This window comes from Acinetobacter sp. 161(2023) (assembly GCF_037027805.1).
GTDB lineage: Bacteria > Pseudomonadota > Gammaproteobacteria > Pseudomonadales > Moraxellaceae > Acinetobacter.
Genome location: NZ_JAZEYD010000014.1, coordinates 55,870 through 73,684, shown reverse-complemented (window position 1 = coordinate 73,684; position 17,815 = coordinate 55,870). Strand labels below are relative to the sequence as shown.

General features: G+C 38.0%; 17 protein-coding genes. 10 read left to right on the top strand and 7 right to left on the bottom strand.

Annotated features, from left to right (window positions below):
- Positions 1–10 precede the first annotated feature (10 nt).
- The 5 genes from WA249_RS14335 (at position 11) to WA249_RS14315 (ending at position 4,876) form a co-directional block, all read left to right on the top strand.
- Positions 11–661: a hypothetical protein gene (locus WA249_RS14335; protein ID WP_199964542.1), complete on the top strand. Its 651-nt coding sequence runs from the start codon at positions 11–13 to the stop codon at positions 659–661.
- A gap of 127 nt (positions 662–788) precedes the next feature.
- Complete coding sequence (gene rodA / locus WA249_RS14330; protein WP_336169666.1) at positions 789–1,931, top strand: rod shape-determining protein RodA; 1,143 nt, start codon at positions 789–791, stop codon at positions 1,929–1,931.
- 19 nt (positions 1,932–1,950) lie between these two features.
- Positions 1,951–2,952, top strand: coding sequence for a lytic murein transglycosylase B (mltB, locus tag WA249_RS14325; protein ID WP_336169665.1), 1,002 nt, complete (start codon positions 1,951–1,953; stop codon positions 2,950–2,952).
- A 289-nt stretch (positions 2,953–3,241) separates the two neighbouring features.
- The gene (locus WA249_RS14320; protein ID WP_336169663.1) at positions 3,242–3,853 is read left to right on the top strand and encodes a septal ring lytic transglycosylase RlpA family protein; all 612 of its coding nucleotides are present in this window, start codon (positions 3,242–3,244) and stop codon (positions 3,851–3,853) included.
- A gap of 573 nt (positions 3,854–4,426) precedes the next feature.
- On the top strand, positions 4,427–4,876 hold the full coding sequence (locus tag WA249_RS14315) for an Mpo1 family 2-hydroxy fatty acid dioxygenase (protein ID WP_336169661.1): 450 nt from the start codon (positions 4,427–4,429) through the stop codon (positions 4,874–4,876).
- Positions 4,877–4,920: 44 nt separating this feature from the next.
- Here the strand turns inward: WA249_RS14315 and WA249_RS14310 are convergent, their stop codons facing one another.
- The 6 genes from WA249_RS14310 to rpsB all read right to left on the bottom strand — a co-directional run bounded on the left by WA249_RS14310 (position 4,921) and on the right by rpsB (position 9,297).
- A complete protein-coding gene (locus WA249_RS14310) occupies positions 4,921–5,238 on the bottom strand; it encodes an AzlD domain-containing protein (RefSeq protein WP_336169660.1) in 318 nt (105 codons plus the stop codon).
- 1 nt (position 5,239) lies between these two features.
- The gene (locus WA249_RS14305) at positions 5,240–5,956 is read right to left on the bottom strand and encodes an AzlC family ABC transporter permease (protein WP_336169658.1); all 717 of its coding nucleotides are present in this window, start codon (positions 5,954–5,956) and stop codon (positions 5,240–5,242) included.
- A 94-nt stretch (positions 5,957–6,050) separates the two neighbouring features.
- Entirely contained in the window at positions 6,051–6,875 is an 825-nt protein-coding gene (locus WA249_RS14300) for an AraC family transcriptional regulator (RefSeq protein WP_336169656.1), read from the bottom strand.
- Positions 6,876–6,979: 104 nt separating this feature from the next.
- Positions 6,980–7,465, bottom strand: coding sequence for a DUF3465 domain-containing protein (locus WA249_RS14295; protein WP_336169654.1), 486 nt, complete (start codon positions 7,463–7,465; stop codon positions 6,980–6,982).
- Between the two features lie 65 nt (positions 7,466–7,530).
- Entirely contained in the window at positions 7,531–8,406 is an 876-nt protein-coding gene (gene tsf, locus WA249_RS14290) for a translation elongation factor Ts (protein WP_336169652.1), read from the bottom strand.
- A 138-nt stretch (positions 8,407–8,544) separates the two neighbouring features.
- Positions 8,545–9,297, bottom strand: coding sequence for a 30S ribosomal protein S2 (gene rpsB, locus WA249_RS14285; RefSeq protein ID WP_003650626.1), 753 nt, complete (start codon positions 9,295–9,297; stop codon positions 8,545–8,547).
- Between the two features lie 210 nt (positions 9,298–9,507).
- Between rpsB and map the strand changes: the two genes are divergently transcribed.
- The 4 genes from map to WA249_RS14265 all read left to right on the top strand — a co-directional run bounded on the left by map (position 9,508) and on the right by WA249_RS14265 (position 14,799).
- A complete protein-coding gene (map, locus tag WA249_RS14280) occupies positions 9,508–10,332 on the top strand; it encodes a type I methionyl aminopeptidase (RefSeq protein ID WP_336169650.1) in 825 nt (274 codons plus the stop codon).
- 206 nt (positions 10,333–10,538) lie between these two features.
- Positions 10,539–11,663 carry an OmpW/AlkL family protein gene (locus tag WA249_RS14275; RefSeq protein WP_336169648.1) on the top strand — a complete coding sequence of 375 codons (1,125 nt, stop codon included), beginning with the start codon at positions 10,539–10,541 and terminating at the stop codon, positions 11,661–11,663.
- Between the two features lie 411 nt (positions 11,664–12,074).
- Entirely contained in the window at positions 12,075–13,421 is a 1,347-nt protein-coding gene (locus WA249_RS14270; RefSeq protein WP_336169646.1) for an MFS transporter, read from the top strand.
- A gap of 163 nt (positions 13,422–13,584) precedes the next feature.
- Complete coding sequence (locus tag WA249_RS14265; RefSeq protein ID WP_336169644.1) at positions 13,585–14,799, top strand: MFS transporter; 1,215 nt, start codon at positions 13,585–13,587, stop codon at positions 14,797–14,799.
- A gap of 243 nt (positions 14,800–15,042) precedes the next feature.
- Here WA249_RS14265 and sthA read toward each other — a convergent pair whose 3' ends face one another.
- Positions 15,043–16,455: a Si-specific NAD(P)(+) transhydrogenase gene (gene sthA, locus WA249_RS14260; RefSeq protein ID WP_004790990.1), complete on the bottom strand. Its 1,413-nt coding sequence runs from the start codon at positions 16,453–16,455 to the stop codon at positions 15,043–15,045.
- Positions 16,456–16,651: 196 nt separating this feature from the next.
- Here sthA and lipA point away from each other — a divergent pair, with 196 nt between their 5' ends.
- Positions 16,652–17,665 (top strand): lipoyl synthase, encoded by a 1,014-nt coding sequence (gene lipA, locus WA249_RS14255; protein WP_004790988.1) that lies wholly within the window; start codon positions 16,652–16,654, stop codon positions 17,663–17,665.
- Positions 17,666–17,815 lie beyond the last annotated feature (150 nt).

Sequence of the window (17,815 nt, the reverse complement as noted above, 5' to 3'; positions counted from 1 at the left end):
AGGATACACCATGCCGTTTTTTGGTTTTACCCCTTCTGAAGGCTTATTGAACGATATGCAGACTGGAATTGCGAATAAAAATTCTAGTGAACCTTTATATCCACTTCGCGATAAGATTGCTTTACAACTTAATGAAGAAATTATTAATAATGTCTTAATTCAGTTAGTTCAGCATTTTCCTGCAAGTGAAAAACGCGATACTGCCGAAAAACTAGCAGGTTATGTCAAATCAACTGTTGCTGTTCTTTTAAAGCAATTGTTAAGCAAAGCACCAAATGATGTGGTTAAACAGTCAGTAGAGTTTTCTGAAAAAAGCTTATTTAAAGATCCACAAGGCCAATATAAAGTAGGCGTAAATTTAGATGCAGGTTTAGTGACTAACCTTAAGCATAACTTTACTGAGCTTGAAGCAGGCAATGACATTAATAAAGCTGCTTTGGCTGAATTATATAAACAATTCGGCGATGCCATGATCAAGCACTTCATGTCTGATTTTAATAAAACATTAGACCTTGGCATGATTAAGCGTAAAGCAGCCGATATTGGTGCAGCAGCAGTAACAAAAGCTGTTCACATCGCAATCGACAAATTGATTCCAAGCTTGAATCGCACTGAACTGAAAGCAATGGCTGAATATCATGATGGTTTATTCTTTAACTAATAAAAAATAGACTATCGGAAACCTAGCGAAAGCTAGGTTTTTTTATTGCAAAATATTGATATACATTGCCATTAACCAAGTTTATGTTAGCATGCGCCAAGCACTGATTGACCTTAGTTAACGCCGCATGTCTCCTAGCCCACAATATAAATTTTTACGCCAAGCTCCCCGAGATGGTCTTAGCACCGCTATGCAACCATCAAAGTGGCAACAACTCCATATTGACCCTTGGTTATGCCTATTTTTGCTCTTAAATGCGCTATTAGGTTTAACCGTACTATATAGTGCTTCCGCACAAGATGTGGGCTTGGTGAGTAAACAAGCCATGAGTTTTGGTATTGGCTTTTTAGTGATGTGTGGTCTAGCTCAAATTCCACCCAAGGTCTACCAAGCTTTTTCCCCATATTTTTATTTGTTTGGCTTATTTGCGCTCGTTGCAGTCAAAGTGTTCGGTGAAGTCCGAATGGGTGCTCAGCGCTGGATTGATATTCCTGGTTTCGGCAGCGTTCAACCCAGTGAGTTCATGAAAATTGGCATGCCCATGATGGTTGCATGGTTTTTAGCGCGAAAACCCCTCCCTCCGAGCTTTTCACAAGTTGTTTTATCATTAATGTTAATTGGTATTCCCTTTTTACTGATTGCGGAACAGCCAGATTTAGGAACATCACTTTTAGTACTAGCAAGTGGCATATTTGTTTTATTTTTAAGTGGACTATCATGGCGTATGATCGGTGCAGCAGGAGCCTGCGCTGCGATCGTCATTCCGATTGCTTGGGAATTCCTATTACATGACTATCAACGTCAAAGGGTTTTAACATTGCTTGATCCTGAGGCAGATGCGCTCGGCACAGGTTGGAACATTATTCAATCTAAAACTGCGATTGGTTCTGGTGGTTTTTCAGGTAAAGGATTTCTTGAAGGAACTCAATCACATTTGCACTTTTTACCCGAAGGTCATACCGACTTTATTATTGCAGCCTATTCCGAAGAATTTGGGCTTATCGGTGTACTTATTTTAGTTATTCTTTATTTTGCTATTATTTTTAGAACATTCCAAATCGGTTTACAAAGCTTCCATAACTATGGACGTTTAGTAGCTGGCGCCTTGGGTTTGTCTTTTTTTGTGTATGTATTTGTAAATGCGGGAATGGTCAGTGGTATTTTACCAGTGGTAGGTGTTCCTTTACCTTTCATGAGTTATGGCGGAACAGCTATTATTACTTTAATGGCCACCTTTGGCTTAGTCATGTCCATTCATACACATCGATAATCTGGAATTTTAAAACGATATGTTGTCTCAATACTTAAATAAAACTTTAAAAATGCTCGCTTTGTGTACTGGTTTAATCAGTACAAGTCACTTCGCTCAGGCTAACGATTTTGCAACACATCCTGATTATGTAAATTTTAAACAAAAAACGATGAGCACTTATGGCTTAAGTGGCGATCAAGTTGATGCAGCTATGAGTGGTGCAAAAAATTTACCAAACATTCTAAATATTATGACTCGTCCAGGTGAAAGCAAACCTTGGTATGACTATCGCTCTATGTTCTTGGTTGAAGGGACAATTCAACGTGGTGTCCGTTTTAAAAACCAATATGCAGATGCCTTAAATCGCGCTGAACAACAATATGGTGTATCCCAAGCCGTCATTTTGGGTATTTTGGGTGTTGAAACAGGTTATGGTGCGAATAAAGGTTCTTTTATTACACGTGATGCCTTAGCCACACTTGCTTTTGGCTACCCTCGCCGTGCTGAATACTTTGGTGATGAGCTCGCTGCTCTTATTGCATGGACGTATAAAGAAGGTTATCCAACAAATAGTATTCTAGGTTCCTACGCAGGTGCAATTGGCTATCCACAGTTTATGCCGAGTAATATTAGTAAATATGGGGTCGATTATGACGGTAATGGACACATCGATTTAAGAAACTCTGCAGAAGATGCAATTGGGTCAATCGCAAACTATTTAGCAAAACAAGGATGGCAACGCGATCAACCTATCGGGTTTATGGCGCGTTATACAGGATCAAATCCGGACAGTGTTATTGCTAAAGATTTAACTCAACCTTTTCCATATGGCGCATTAAAGACACTCGGGGTTTCACCTTTAAATCCTTTAGTTAAAATTGATGATCTGGATATGGTGAATGTTATTCAATTACAAGACTATAATGGTCCAATTTACTATTTGACTTACCCGAATTTTCAAGTAATTACGACCTATAATAAGAGCCGTATGTATGCTACTGCTGTATGGTTATTAGGTACTGAAGTGGCTAGCCGATAGGCTAGCTTTTTTATAAGTTATGTAAAAGTCAATAAATATTTTTGTTAAATAGGTCACAATACACACAAATTCAACATCCTGTTACAACTTTGATTATTTTTTAACCAGAAACTGTAAGTTTTTGCCCTTTTTGTAACTATTTCTCGTTAAAGACTAGACACTCTCCGTAAGCGATGAATATTATCCACCCCAATGTAGCAATTGCAAAAGTGAATAATAAGACATGTTCACTTTAAATTTCAGTCAATGGCTGAAAGAAAAAAGTACATGTTCTCAGGAGTTTATACAAATGCAGTTATCGCTGAAATACGTTCTTGCACTGACGGCTAGTTTAAGCATAGCCCCATTGCACGCTGAAATGGTGCAATCTACCTCATTAAATAGTGATGTAGATGGTTCTAATTTAGCAGCTCGTGTATTGAGTAAAGATACTCAAAATTTTAATTCTCGTTTTTCTAACATTAACAGTCTTTCAATCACTGAACGTTCTGGCGACCAAATCCGTCGTCAAGCTATCGCAGCAAAAATTGAAATCCCTGAAGATGAGCCTTCAGTGATTGAAAAACTTAACACAGTAGCTTCAAACACTGTTCGTAAGTTTAGCCAAACTGGCATGGCTTCATGGTATGGTCGTCAATTCCATGGGCGCAAAACAGCAAATGGTGAAACATTCGATATGAATGCTTTAACTGCTGCTCACCGCAGCCTACCATTGAACTGTTACATCCGAGTAACGAATAAAGACAATGGTAAAAGTGTGGTTGTAAAAGTAAATGACCGTGGTCCTTTCCATGGCAATCGTGTACTTGACCTATCATACGGTGCAGCTAAACGTCTTGGCATTACCAATGCTGGAACTGCAAAAGTAAATATTGAACGTGTTGATGGTCCAACTTCATAAGTTATAGACTCTAGAGTTCATGTAAAAAAGCCGCAATTTTTTCTGCGGCTTTTTTTATGTTTTAAACTATAAAAAATAATCCCTAGTTTAATACAAAAAAATCATCTTTTTTAGCCCTTCTTCAACCCCATATTTGAATATTTTTTAAACAAAAAAATGTATTTATTTTCTCAAAGCTTATTTCTCTCCTAAATTGCGCTTAGAGCGACTTTAATAAATTTGCGCTACCCTAGTACCATTTTTATAAAATCAGGGCTATTTATGGCGTTTTTAGAGTAGATGAGTAGAGCTTTTTCATACAATTTTCCCACCCATCTCAAAATTACACTTTTTTTGATGATTTCATCATCCAGTAACCTATAAAAAATATTCTGAAAAATTGCATCATTCTCAAGTCTACATTGAGTACTTTTTCAATAACCAAAACATTAGGTTTTTCTCATACTTTTTTTAAACACCTATTGCGAGGTTTCTATAGTTGAATATTATCGGTTTCTTGTCGCCCGCCCAAAGAACAGGATAAAATATACTCAGAAAAAATAAATCAAAGTTAAAACAAGGAGCGTGCCATTAATGAAATCCATTACAGAATGGTTTGATGAATATAGCGAAAGCCATCAGAACCCAACCAATAAACAAATTCACTGGCTATGCGTTCCTGCCATTTTATTTTCCATAATTGGAATCATTGCTCATTTCAGCACTTTGCTCACTGCTCTATTACTTGTACTCACTTTAGTATTTTATGCGCGTTTAGATCTTGTACTTGCTGTTGCAATGGCGGCTTTACTTGTTGTTATGGCATGGCTCATTTACACCCTACCTGTAGGAGTCGGATTTTATATCGCTATTTTTGTGATTGCTTGGGTCGGACAATTTTATGGCCATAAAATTGAGGGCAAAAAACCATCTTTCTTTAAAGATTTACAATTTCTACTGATTGGCCCAGTCTGGTGCATGGATGCCTATCTAGGAAAAATCTTACCTAAATGGAAAAGCAGACAAAAACATGCTATTTCCTAATTGTTAAATTGAAGCTGGATCATCTCGATTCAGCTTTTTACATTTTAGCGATTTATTAGAAAATTTATAAAATAGAAAAAAGCCAAACTGGCAATCACACTTAAAAGTACTCTTTTAAGATAAATAGCAATCACAATACAAAAGATTGCTGCATAAATATAAGGATTATTTAAAATTCCCTTTAAATTATCGCCATCAAAAAAAACTATTGGAATACAAATTGCCGTTAATAAACAAGGCGCAGAGTAATTAAGCATCTTATTCATAATAAGAGGTAGTTTAATTTTAACATTGGGTTCTAAAAAATAATAACGATTAAAAAAGACGATTGTTGCCAAACCTAAAATCATGAACCAAGACATTTTATTGCTCCTTACCTATTTTTTCAGTTAACACAGCAACCAACATCCCTATTAATCCTGAAAGTAAAATCGCTCCTTCAACTTGATAGAATTTAAATAAAAACCCGCTGAAACAAGTCATTAGCACACCCGCGACTACGGGCAACCCCTTACATAGCGGCACTATCATGGCAATAAAAATAGCCACAATTGAAAAATCCAAATGATAATTTAGTAAATCGGGAATCACTGTTGCCAAAAGTATTCCGACCAAGCTAAAAACCACCCAGAATAAATAAAAAGATAGGCCTGCACCCAACAAATATTCTAGCTGCCTTTTTTCACCAGATGCACACACCGCAAATAATTCATCTGTTAATAAAAAGCCCAAACTTAACCTTTTCGAAAGAGGCAAAATAGAAATATCATTTCTTAAAGTTAATGCATAAATGAAATGCTGGGCTGTTAAAAAGAAAATAGTCACATAAACTGTAAAAGCGGATGCACCTTCCATTACCATGCTTAAGCTAACCAATTGAGCTGCTCCAGCAAAAACAATTCCTGACATTGCAAGCGCTTTATAAAAAGATAAACCTGCATGAATTGCCATTGAGCCTGCTAAAATTGCCCATGGAATCACAGAAATTGACAATGGTAAAATATCCATTGCACCGCGTAAAAACAGATAGGATGGCTTATTTTTTGAAAACCCCACCAACTGATGAAGCTGAATATTCATATATACAAACCCAATATAAGAAAACTCTCTTTAAAATGCCCAATGAGAAATGATTCATATTGAATAAAATTGCTGTAAATAAATTTTTAATAATTTAGTTATTTAGACTAGCCACATATTGAGTGGGCGTCACTCCCATGGCTTTTTTAAAGTGACGATTAAAATGGCTTTGATCAGAAAAGCCACATTGCTGTGCCACCATCGCAATTTGGTCACCCTGTTTTAATAATTGCCTTGCTTTTTGTAGGCGTGCTTGAACAAGCCAAGCATGTGGTGGCAAACCCACATATTTTTTAAATTGTCTTAAGAAATGCCATGCGCTTAGACCCACCATATCAGCCAAATCTTGCAAAGAAAAATTCGTTTCAGGCATTTCTATTAATAATTCTTTAACTCTTAATATTTTTGAATATGCTTCTGGCAACTCACAAAAAGTATGATTTGATTTACTATGTCGTTTCATTAAACAGGCTAAAGTCGATAAATACATTGTTTCTTTAAGTAAAAAATTATCTTTTTGTTCTAATAAATCAAAAAGTAAACAAAGTTGTTGAGCCAAACCCAAGTCACTAATGACAGCCTGAGGAAACCACGGTGCCCCACGTGAATTTTCAAAAAAATCTTGACTAACTTCTGCCAACATTTCAGGTGTGGGGTAAATCGCTCGATATCGCCACCCCGACTCAACAGCAGATGAACCTGTATGAATCTCGTCAGCGTTTACTAAAATAATATCGCCTTTGGGAGCTACATGTAGCTGGCCCGTCCTAAAAAAAGACTGTGCTCCCTCTTCAATCACACCGATACAATAACCTTCATGAGTATGCTTCGAGAATTGTGTTTGGTGGTAATGTGCTTTTAGTAACTCTAGACCGCCCAGCTCTCGCACATGCAGATAATCGGCTTGCTCCCGCTGCATAAATACGTCTCATCTATTTAATAAAAAAACCATAGCATGTTTTAAGAAACTGAATAGAATAAAATTGCTCTATAAAAACAATCTCTTTAATTGTCTATTTGGCTTTACTGATAGATTTGTCCATCATGTTTAAGCCAACCGCTTTCATGACGACTTTGTGGATCACGATGCGTCCAGTGTAATACACCACCTTTGGGGTTATATTCATATTCGCCATAAAACTCTACCATGTCACCTTTTTTCAAATTAGAAATTTTAGGTGCTAAATCAATATTATGCGCAACTAAAATTGAAAGGCCATTCTTTAATACAAGTATAAATTTCTGATGTCTTGACCCATCATTATCGTCTCTTAAAATTGCCTTTACTCGACCACTTCCCAGCACTTGAACATTACTTTTTCTCTGCTCATAAGCAGCTTTTATTGTGTCCACCCCATTATTTGAAAGTGTAGTTTCAGTATGCTGAGCTTCGGGTATGATTGATGATGGCGATTGATTCTGTTTATGTCCAGATAAATCCAGACCAAAATATGCAGCGATCAATAAAATAATGACACCGCCAATACTAAGATTTTTTTTATTTATCATTTTATACACTCATTTTAGTTGAGATAAAAAAAGCCCCAAAGGGGCTTTTTTTATCGTGATACGAATTACTTCGCAGCAGCTTGAGCAGCAGCAACTTCTTCAGCGAAGCTAAGTTCTGCTTTCTTCTCAATACCTTCACCAACTTCGAAACGTACGAAGTTAACAACAGTAGTACCAGTTGCTTTTAATACATCAGCAACTTTTTTGTCGTTGTCGATTACGTACATTTGACGATCAAGAGCAACTTCGTTCAAATATTTATCAACAGAACCAGTTACCATTTTTTCAACGATATTAGCTGGTTTGCCAGATTCTAACGCTTTCGCTTCAGCAATTTCTTTTTCTTTAGCGATAAGGTCAGCAGGAACAGCTTCAGCATTTACAGCTACTGGGTTGAACGCAGCAACGTGCATTGCAATACCTTTACCAGTATCAGCATCACCAGTATAAGAAACTACAACACCGATTTTTAAACCGTGTTTGTAGATAGCCAAGCTTTCGCCTTCAACGATTTTCGCGCGACGAACTTGGATGTTTTCACCGATTTTTTGAACAAGAGCAATACGTGCTTCTTCAACAGTAGTGCCATCTTCAAGTTTCAATTCAGCAATTTTAGTCGCATCAGTTTCATTTGCAGCAAGTGCAGCAGCAGCAACTTTAGCAGAGAAACCAGCAAAGTTTTCGTCTTTAGCAACGAAGTCAGTTTGACAGTTTACTTCTAAAAGAATCGCTTTGTTGCCTTCTTGAACGATAGTGATCGCACCATCAGCAGCAATGTTGCCCGCTTTTTTAGCAGCTTTTGCTTGACCTGATTTACGAAGGTTATCAATCGCTAATTCAACATCACCATTAGATTCTGTTAATGCTTTTTTGCATTCCATCATTGCAAGACCAGTACGGTCACGTAATTCTTTTACCATGCTCGCAGTAACTGCAGTCATGTTGTTCTCCTAAATACGGTAGAAAAATGAATCTTTTCAACAAAAACGGCCCAAAGAAACTCTGGGCCGTTTGCACTCTCGACGCTTAATTTGCCACCATTACATGTCGCAAAAATGACAAGCTTGCGTCAAAACGCATTAAGCCTCTGGAGCTTCTTTAGCAGCTTCTTCGCCTTTAGCTTGTGCATTTGCTTGAGATTGAGCGTATTCTTTACCAGCAAGAATCGCATCAGCCATAGCAGAAGCATAAAGTGTAACCGCACGGATTGCATCGTCATTACCAGGAATAACGTAGTCTACGTTGTCTGGGTTAGAGTTTGTATCAACGATACCGATTACTGGAATACCAAGGTTTTTAGCTTCTTTAATCGCAATTGATTCGTGATCCACGTCAATTACGAATAATGCGTCAGGTAAACCACCCATGTTTTTAACGCCGCCTAAAGCACGTTCAAGTTTTTCCATCTCACGAGTACGCTCTAAAGCTTCACGTTTAGTAAGCTTAGCAAAAGTACCATCTTGAGATTGAGTTTGAAGGTCTTTTAAACGGTTGATAGATTGGCGAAGAGTTTTCCAGTTCGTCAACATACCACCTAACCAACGGTGATCAACATATGGTTGACCCGCACGTTGTGCTTGTTCACGGATGATGTTAGAAGCAGCACGTTTTGTACCAACGAACAAAACTTTGTTCTTTTTGCTTGCTAATTGGTTAGCGAAGTTCAAAGCATCATTTAACGCAGGAACAGTGTGCTCAAGATTGATGATGTGAATTTTGTTGCGCGCGCCAAAAATGTATTGACGCATTTTTGGGTTCCAGAAACGAGTTTGGTGACCAAAGTGCGCGCCTGCTTGAAGAAGGTCACGCATGCTTACGTTGTAATCTGCCATTTTCTTTACCTTAAAGTTTGGGTTAGGCCTCCATATATCCGCATTCTCCACCCTTTTACAGGCACCCAGAGTAATGTGACGATATATGTGCGGATTTTTTACTCCATTTATCAAAATTGTTCGTAAAATATATTCACGAAAAGCATTTGATAAAATGGGCGGCTATTTATACCATAGACACTTGTAAATTACCAAAAGTTTTTAGAGATCATGAACAGTACTTATACAGCTCCACGTCGATTAATCAAAACTCCAGATGAAATTGAAAAAATGCGTATTGCAGGACGACTGGCGGCTGAAGTTCTAGAGATGATCAAGCCCTATATTAAGGCAGGTGTAAGTACACTTGAACTTGATACCATTTGCCGTAACCACATTGAAAATGTACAGCATGCTATTCCTGCCTGTGTCGGCTATGGTGGCGCTCCTGGACGCCCTGCTTTTCAGCACTCTATTTGTACTTCGGTTAACCATGTTGTTTGCCATGGCATTCCTTCTGAGAATAAAACTTTAAAAAACGGCGATATTTTAAATATTGATGTGACTGTGATTAAAGATGGTTATCACGGCGATACCAATATGATGTATGTCGTTGGCGGAGAGACTTCTATTTTGGCTAATCGTCTATGTAAGGTTGCCCAAGAAGCGATGTATCGAGGAATGGCAACTGTTAAAGATGGCTCATATTTAGGTGATATCGGCCATGCAATCCAAAAATATGTTGAATCAGAGCGTTTTAGTGTAGTGCGTGAATATTGTGGCCACGGTATTGGAACTGTTTTCCATGATGAACCTCAAGTATTACATTATGGTCAAGCTGGAACAGGTATGCGTCTAGAAGCAGGTATGACTTTTACCATTGAACCTATGGTAAATGCGGGCGTATGGCAAACGAAACTACTAGGCGACAAATGGACTGTTGTAACGAAAGACCATAAACTTTCAGCTCAATATGAACATACTATTTTAGTGACTCAAACGGGCATTGAAATTTTAACTGCACGCCCAGAAGAAGACTTATCTCGCTTCAACTAATAATTTAATTAGATTTAATAAAAGGCTACTTTATGTAGCCTTTTATTATTTATTGTGTACTTAAAATTAACAAATATTGCCAAATATAAACAATTATTTCAAAAAAATTACAATTATTAATTTTTAATAAACAATCATTTTAATAAAACACGGTATGGTTGGCTCAATAAAAATCAGTAAACAAATGTCGGACATGGAGTCCTTTTATGATGAAAAAGTCATTATTTTGTATGACAGCTGCCTTTTTTGCTCTGCCAACAGCCACCTACGCCGCTTCGCCATATTTTAGTTTAAAGGATGGTGATGGTTTCAAACGTTTTTCTGTCTCTGCGGGCTGGTTACATGCCATGCCACAAGGAAGCGCAAATCCATTCAATATCAATACTAGTGTTGCAGAAGGAACAACCTCTAAAGTAGGTGATGTAACTGTTGATTCTGTTCTGAAGGCAATAGATCAATCTACAGCTGAGGGTAAAAGAAAACATGATACCTTACAAAGCCTAACAGGCAATCCACTTACAAGCATCCTTATCACCCATAAAGGTGATGATGGAAAAACGTACTTAAATTCAAATATTGCAGGTAATGCCACAATTAATGGATTATCTAACTGGCAAGCTCAAGGAACTGGTTTAGAAGCTCAGAGTGTTGATACAGTTGGCATCATGGCTAACTATCATTTCAGCGATAACTTGTCTTTAGAAATTAAAGCAGGTATTCCACCCAAAGTTGATATCAAAGGTAAAGGAAATATTTATGCTCCATTATCTGGAATAGATAAACCAGGTGGTATTGGTACTATTCTTGGTGATATCCCTTTAAAACAAGATATTTTTATCACTGATCTCACGCAAGGTGATAAAGCAGCTACAGCACGTGCTTGGTTGCCTGCTGTAGAATTACACTATCAGTTTGGTAAATCCGGAGTGAATAAATTCCGCCCATATGTGGGTGCAGGTGTCATGTATGCCTATTTCAACGACTTAAAAATGAATTCAGGGATTGAGTCAGATTTAATTAAAGCCGGCCATATGATTCAGAATATCCATGATGGCAAAGCTGGAGCGGCATTAGATGGTAAGACATCATCCGCAAATCCTATCGTGAAACTTGAAGCGACCGATACTTTTGCACCTATTGTGACTTTAGGGGCAACTTATGACTTCAACCCGAACTGGTTTGCTGTCGGTTCAGTTTCATATTCAAAAATGAATAGTGAAGCAAAAATCTATGTGACCGACCAAAATACAGGTAAAGAGCTCATTAAAGCAAATACCAAAATTGATATTGATCCCCTCATTACTTATGTGGGTGTAGGTTACCGCTTCTAACTTTTGCCTTATATAAAGCTATAAAAACTGATATAGGTTTTTATAGCTTTTTTTCACTTATCTCGCCTAGAAATTGCTTCTTTTTAAATCAATATGCTAAGAAAATGAGCATTTTTAATAAAAACTACAAATATAAAGACCTTCTCATATTCTTATTACTGCTCGCCCTCCCTCCTGACCTTTTTTATTATTTTTATATTCACAAACTAACTCAATAAAATTAAAAAGTAATTTTTCCTTCTTAGTAAAATTCTTTTTTTGGCACGCCCTTTGCTTTATTCATTGCATGATGAATCAATGATGATTCAATGAATAAACAAAGACGGCCAACGATGTCCGCTCTGATCGGTCTGCATATAAGCAATAAATTGCCATGCAAATTAAATTTCGTTCAGTTCAGGGGGACGGCGTATGTCTTCAAATATCCAGTTAGATGCAAAAAAAGCAACTGAAATTAAATTATTCAGCTTTTCAACTCCAGCAATGCGTGCCTTCCACATGACATGGCTCGCTTTCTTTGTTTGCTTCTTTGCATGGTTTGCATGTGCACCATTAATGCCCGTGATTAAAGGTGAGTTTGGCTTAACAAAAGATCAAATTGCCAATATTAATATTGCTGCCGTTGCGATTACGATTTTAGTACGGCTTATTGTCGGACCACTCTGCGACAAATATGGCCCCCGTATTACGTACACCACTCTCCTATTAGTTGGCAGTATTCCAGTATTTGGTGTAGCTGCTGCCAATAGTTATGAATCTTTTCTATTCTTTCGCTTACTTATTGGTGCGATTGGTGCAAGCTTCGTCATTACTCAATACCATACAAGTGTGATGTTTGCACCTAACGTTGTAGGAACAGCAAATGCGGCAACGGCTGGCTGGGGAAATGCTGGCGGTGGTGCAACACAAGCTTTAATGCCTTTATTGCTAGGTGCAATTGTGATGTTTGGTGTTGAACAAACCATGGGATGGCGCGTCGCATTAATCGTACCTGGCATAATGATGGTTATTGTAGGTATTCTTTATTGGAAATTAACTCAAGATTGCCCTCAAGGAAACTTTAAAGAAGTTCGCGCGCAAGGTATTGAGATCGGTAGTGGCAAAAAAGGTGGTACGGCAATTTTAATGCAAGCTGCTCGCAACTACCGTGTCTGGATTTTATTTTTAGCATATGGTGCAAGTTTTGGTATTGAGATTTTTATCCATAACGTTGCAGCAATGTATTATGTTGATCAATTCAAAATGGATATAAAAACCGCTGGTTTAACTGCCGGAATCTTTGGTCTTTTAGCATTATTCGCTCGTGCGCTGGGCGGTATCATTTCCGATAAAGTTGCACTCAAGAAAGGTTTAGATGGTCGTACAAAAGTACTTGTGCTGATGATTTTAGGTGAAGGGCTATTCTTAATAGTCTTCTCACAAATGAATGCTGTTGCGCTCGCAGTTATTTCGATGACTATTTTTGCACTATTTACACATATGGCATGTGGAGCAACTTATGCACTCGTACCATTTATTGATCGTAATGCATTAGGTGGTGTTGCTGGAATTATTGGTGCAGGTGGCAATGTTGGTGCTGTTGCAGCAGGTTTCTTACTTAAAGGTTTGCTTGATGTTCAAACTTGCCTGTTTATTTTAGGGGGTTTGGTTATGGTCGCAGGCTGTAGTGTAATTTTGATTCGCTTCACAACTGAACATAAAGAAAAAGAACAAGTTCTGTTTGAACAAGCATTGCTTGAACGCAATTCCGCAGCTTAATTTTTATAAGAAGCAGAGATTAAAATGATTTCTGCTTCTTCAATTTTCTTATCATAAAATACGAACTTTTTAATTCTTCTTAAATATTCTCCGCAGGTATATCGTCATTACCCGATATATCCTCTACAATAAATGATCACATTATTATAATTTTCCATTAATCATGACTAAAACTGGCAATCACTTTTCCCAGCCCCTCATCTATATGTTGATTGGTAGTGCTCTTATTTTGGCACTTTCCTTAGGTGTTAGGCATGGTTTTGGACTTTATTTGGTCCCAATGAGCCATGAGTTTGGTTGGGGCCAACATGTTTTTAGTCTTGCAATCGCCATGCAAAACCTGATCTGGGGAGTCGTTCAACCATTTACTGGTGCAATTGCAGACAAATATGGCAGTAAAATTGTGGTTGCAGTTGGCGGACTACTTTATGCCCTCGGCCTTCTCTTAATGGCCTTTAGTTCAAGCGTATTAATCTTAAATTTAAGCCTAGGATTGATTATCGGCTTAGCTTTGTCAGCGACCTCTTTTACAGTTTTACTTAGTGCAGTAGGTCGAGCAGCACCGCCAGAAAAAAGAAGTATGGCAATGGGGATTGCAAGTGCAGCGGGTTCTTTCGGTCAGTTTATTATGTTGCCATCTACCCTTCTCTTACTCAAAAATGTTGGATGGTCAGCAGCCCTAATGGTCAGTGCGCTATTAATTGCTCTTATTATTCCCCTTGCATGGATGTTAAAAGGACCAAGCAATCAAACTCCAAAAGCAATTGCACAACCTCAGCTCACATTTAAACAAGTACTGAATATTGCCAGAAAACATAAACCTTTTTGGTGGTTAGCTTTAGGTTTCTTAGTATGTGGATTCCAAGTTGTTTTCTTAGGTGTACATTTACCGGGCTATTTAATCGATCACGGCTTTGATGCAGCTACAGGAACTGTGTTTCTGGCACTAGTTGGACTATTTAATATTGTGGGGACTTATGGTGCTGGCTGGTTAGGAGATCGCTTCTCAAAACCTAAATTATTAATGGCGCTTTACGGAAGCCGTGGCATTACGATCATTGCCTTTTTGTTATTACCTTTAAGCATTTATACGGTATATGCTTTTGGTGTCATTATGGGCCTTTTATGGCTCTCTACTGTTCCGCTCACGAACGGTATTGTGGCAAATATGTTTGGTGTTAAATACCTTTCAATGCTGAGCGGCATTGTGTTTTTCACCCATCAAGTCGGTTCTTTCTTTGGCGGTTGGCTTGGTGGTATTAATCACGACTTAACAGGTAATTACAATGCAATTTGGCTATGTTCTATAGCATTAAGTATATTAGGTGTGATCGTACACTTCTTTGTGAATGAGGAGGCTGTTATTCATGACGCATAATGCCTTACTTTTGAAAACAATTATGACTTTTATCATAGTCACGCTTTTGGTGCTTTCTATAATTTTATGGAAACAAACACCAGATTTATTTGAATATTTTAACCAAGCATTTTGTCCACACTAGTATGATAAAAAGCTAAAATCATCCTTTGGATTGTCATAAAAATATAAAAAACCTATGGTCTAATGAAAATAAAAAAGCCCGCAAATTTGCAGGCTTTTTTATTGAAAACTTATTTAAAATCAAAACAAACGATTCATACCATTAAGTGCAGCTACACGATATGCTTCAGCCATGGTTGGATAGTTAAATGTCGTTTCAACAAAATATTTCAAGGTATTGTTTGGGCTGTGCATAACTGCTTGCCCAATGTGGATAATTTCGGCAGCATTATTACCAAAACAGTGAATACCTAAAATTTCCATAGTGTCACGGTGGAAAAGAATTTTTAACTCACCCACTGTATCACCAGTAATTTGTGCACGAGCTAAATGACGGAAAGAAGCTTGACCCACTTCATACGGAATTTTCTCTTCCGTTAATTCCTGTTCATTTTTACCAATTGATGAGATTTCCGGAATGGTATAAATACCAGTTGGAATATCACGTACTGGCTTCGCATCTTCACCACTCATGTTTGCGCCAGCACAGCGCCCTTGGTCATAAGCAGCAGAAGCAAGCGATGGCCAACCAATTACATCACCAGCTGCATAGATGTTTTCAACTTCAGTTTGATATTGATCATTTACTGAAAGCTGGCCGCGGTTGTTTGGAACTAATCCAACGTTCTCAAGACCTAAGCCTTCTGTGTTACCTGAACGGCCGTTACACCAAAGAATGGCATCAGCTTTAATCTTTTTACCACTTTGTAAGTGTAAAACAACATGGTCATCAAACGTTTCAAGATGATCCATTTGTTCATTGTGACGAATCAATACACCTTGTTCACGTAAGTGATAAGACAAAGCATCAGCAATTTCATCATCTAAATAACTTAATAGTTTTTGCTGAGTATTGATCAAGTCAACTTTATGATCTAAACCAATAAAGATTGAGGCATATTCACAGCCAATAACACCTGCGCCGTAAATAATGATTTTTTGAATTGAATAATCAAGATCAAGAATCTTGTCCGAATCAAATACGCGAGGATGGTCAAAGTCGAGACCTTGCGGATGATAAGGACGGCTACCTGTCGCAATCACGATTTGCTTACAGATAATTGTTTCTTTAATACCTTCATGGCTAAAAACTAAGACTGTATTTTTATCTTGAATATATGCACGACCGTGGAAGACACCAATCTTGTTACGGTCATAAAAACGTGTATGTGTATCAACCTGTTGTTGAATCACTTTGTGTGCATTACGCAAAACTTGTTTCATGGTGAACTGTTTCCATTCACCTACTTTTTGAAACATTGGATCACGCTGATAGCGAATAATACTAGAAACTGTTTGACGTAATGCTTTACTTGGAATCGTTCCTACGTGTGCACAGTTACCGCCAAGTTGATCACGCACATCTACAATTGCAACACGCTTACCAGCTTTTGAAAGCTTCATTGCCGCGCCTTCACCCGCAGGTCCAGAACCGAGAACTACCGCATCGTATTTAACGAAATTCCCACTAACGACCTCTTTTTTACGTGGCATTGAAAGCTCCTTCCTCTCTTGAATGACCATATTTTATAATAGATTATGACTAATATGCGGTGAATTTATGTATTTCTCAACCCTATATTTCTGAATAGCCACATTTATTATATGAATAGTTATTTTCCGCTATTAACTGAAGAACTTCGCTATAATACAATGTCAATGTCTCTATAAACGAGTGGAAAAGTTAGATATGTCAGAACACCGTAAACCTGAACAGGGTGTAAAACTTCGTGGCGCAGAAAAAGTCGCAAGAATTCCTGTAAAAGTTGTACCTACGGTTGAAGTGCCGCGTAAACCTGACTGGATTCGTGTCAAGATGACGGCACCAGAAGAAGTTCAGCGTATTAAAACGACTTTACGTGCTCAAAAACTCCATACCGTTTGTGAAGAAGCTGCTTGTCCTAACCTGCCAGAATGCTTTGGTGGTGGTACGGCAACATTCATGATTATGGGCGATATTTGTACACGCCGTTGTCCTTTTTGTGATGTAGCACATGGTCGTCCAAATGCGCTCGATGCTGATGAACCTCGTCACATGGCAGAAACCATTTCTAACCTGAAACTCAAGTACGCAGTAATTACTTCTGTTGACCGTGACGACTTGCTTGACGGCGGTGCACAACACTTTGTGGACTGTATTAAAGAAGCTCGCGCGCTTAGCCCAACGACATTGCTTGAGATTTTAGTACCTGACTTCCGTGGACGTATGGATATTGCTTTACGCATTATGACCGAATGTCCGCCAGACGTATTTAACCATAACATTGAGACTGTGCCTCGCTTATATAAAGCAATGCGTCCAGGTTCAGACTATCAACATTCTTTAACCTTATTAAAAATGTTTAAAGAATACTGCCCAGATATTCCAACAAAATGTGGTTTGATGGTGGGTATTGGTGAAACTGAAGAAGAAGTTATTGCATTACTCGATGACTTACGTGCTCACGATGTTGACTATGTAACTATTGGTCAATATTTACAGCCTTCTAAACAACATGCACCAATTGACCGCTTTGTAACGCCAGAAGAGTTTGAACGTTATGCAGAGCATGGTCGTAAACTCGGCTTTAGAAATATTTGGTCTGCACCAATGGTTCGTTCAAGCTACTTTGCTGATCGTCAATACCATGGTGAACCAGTACCAGAAGTTCGTCGTAAAGTAGATCCAGCAAAAAAAATCGCTGTTCAAACCGTCGAAGCTTAATAAATTAAATATCTATAAAAAGCCCTCTAACACAGAGGGCTTTTTATTTGTATAAGAAAATCAATAACATTTCTTGACAAATCGATAAAACAACCCATTACACTTTCACTCAAAAATATCTTATACCTAAAAGTACGATATATCCCTGCT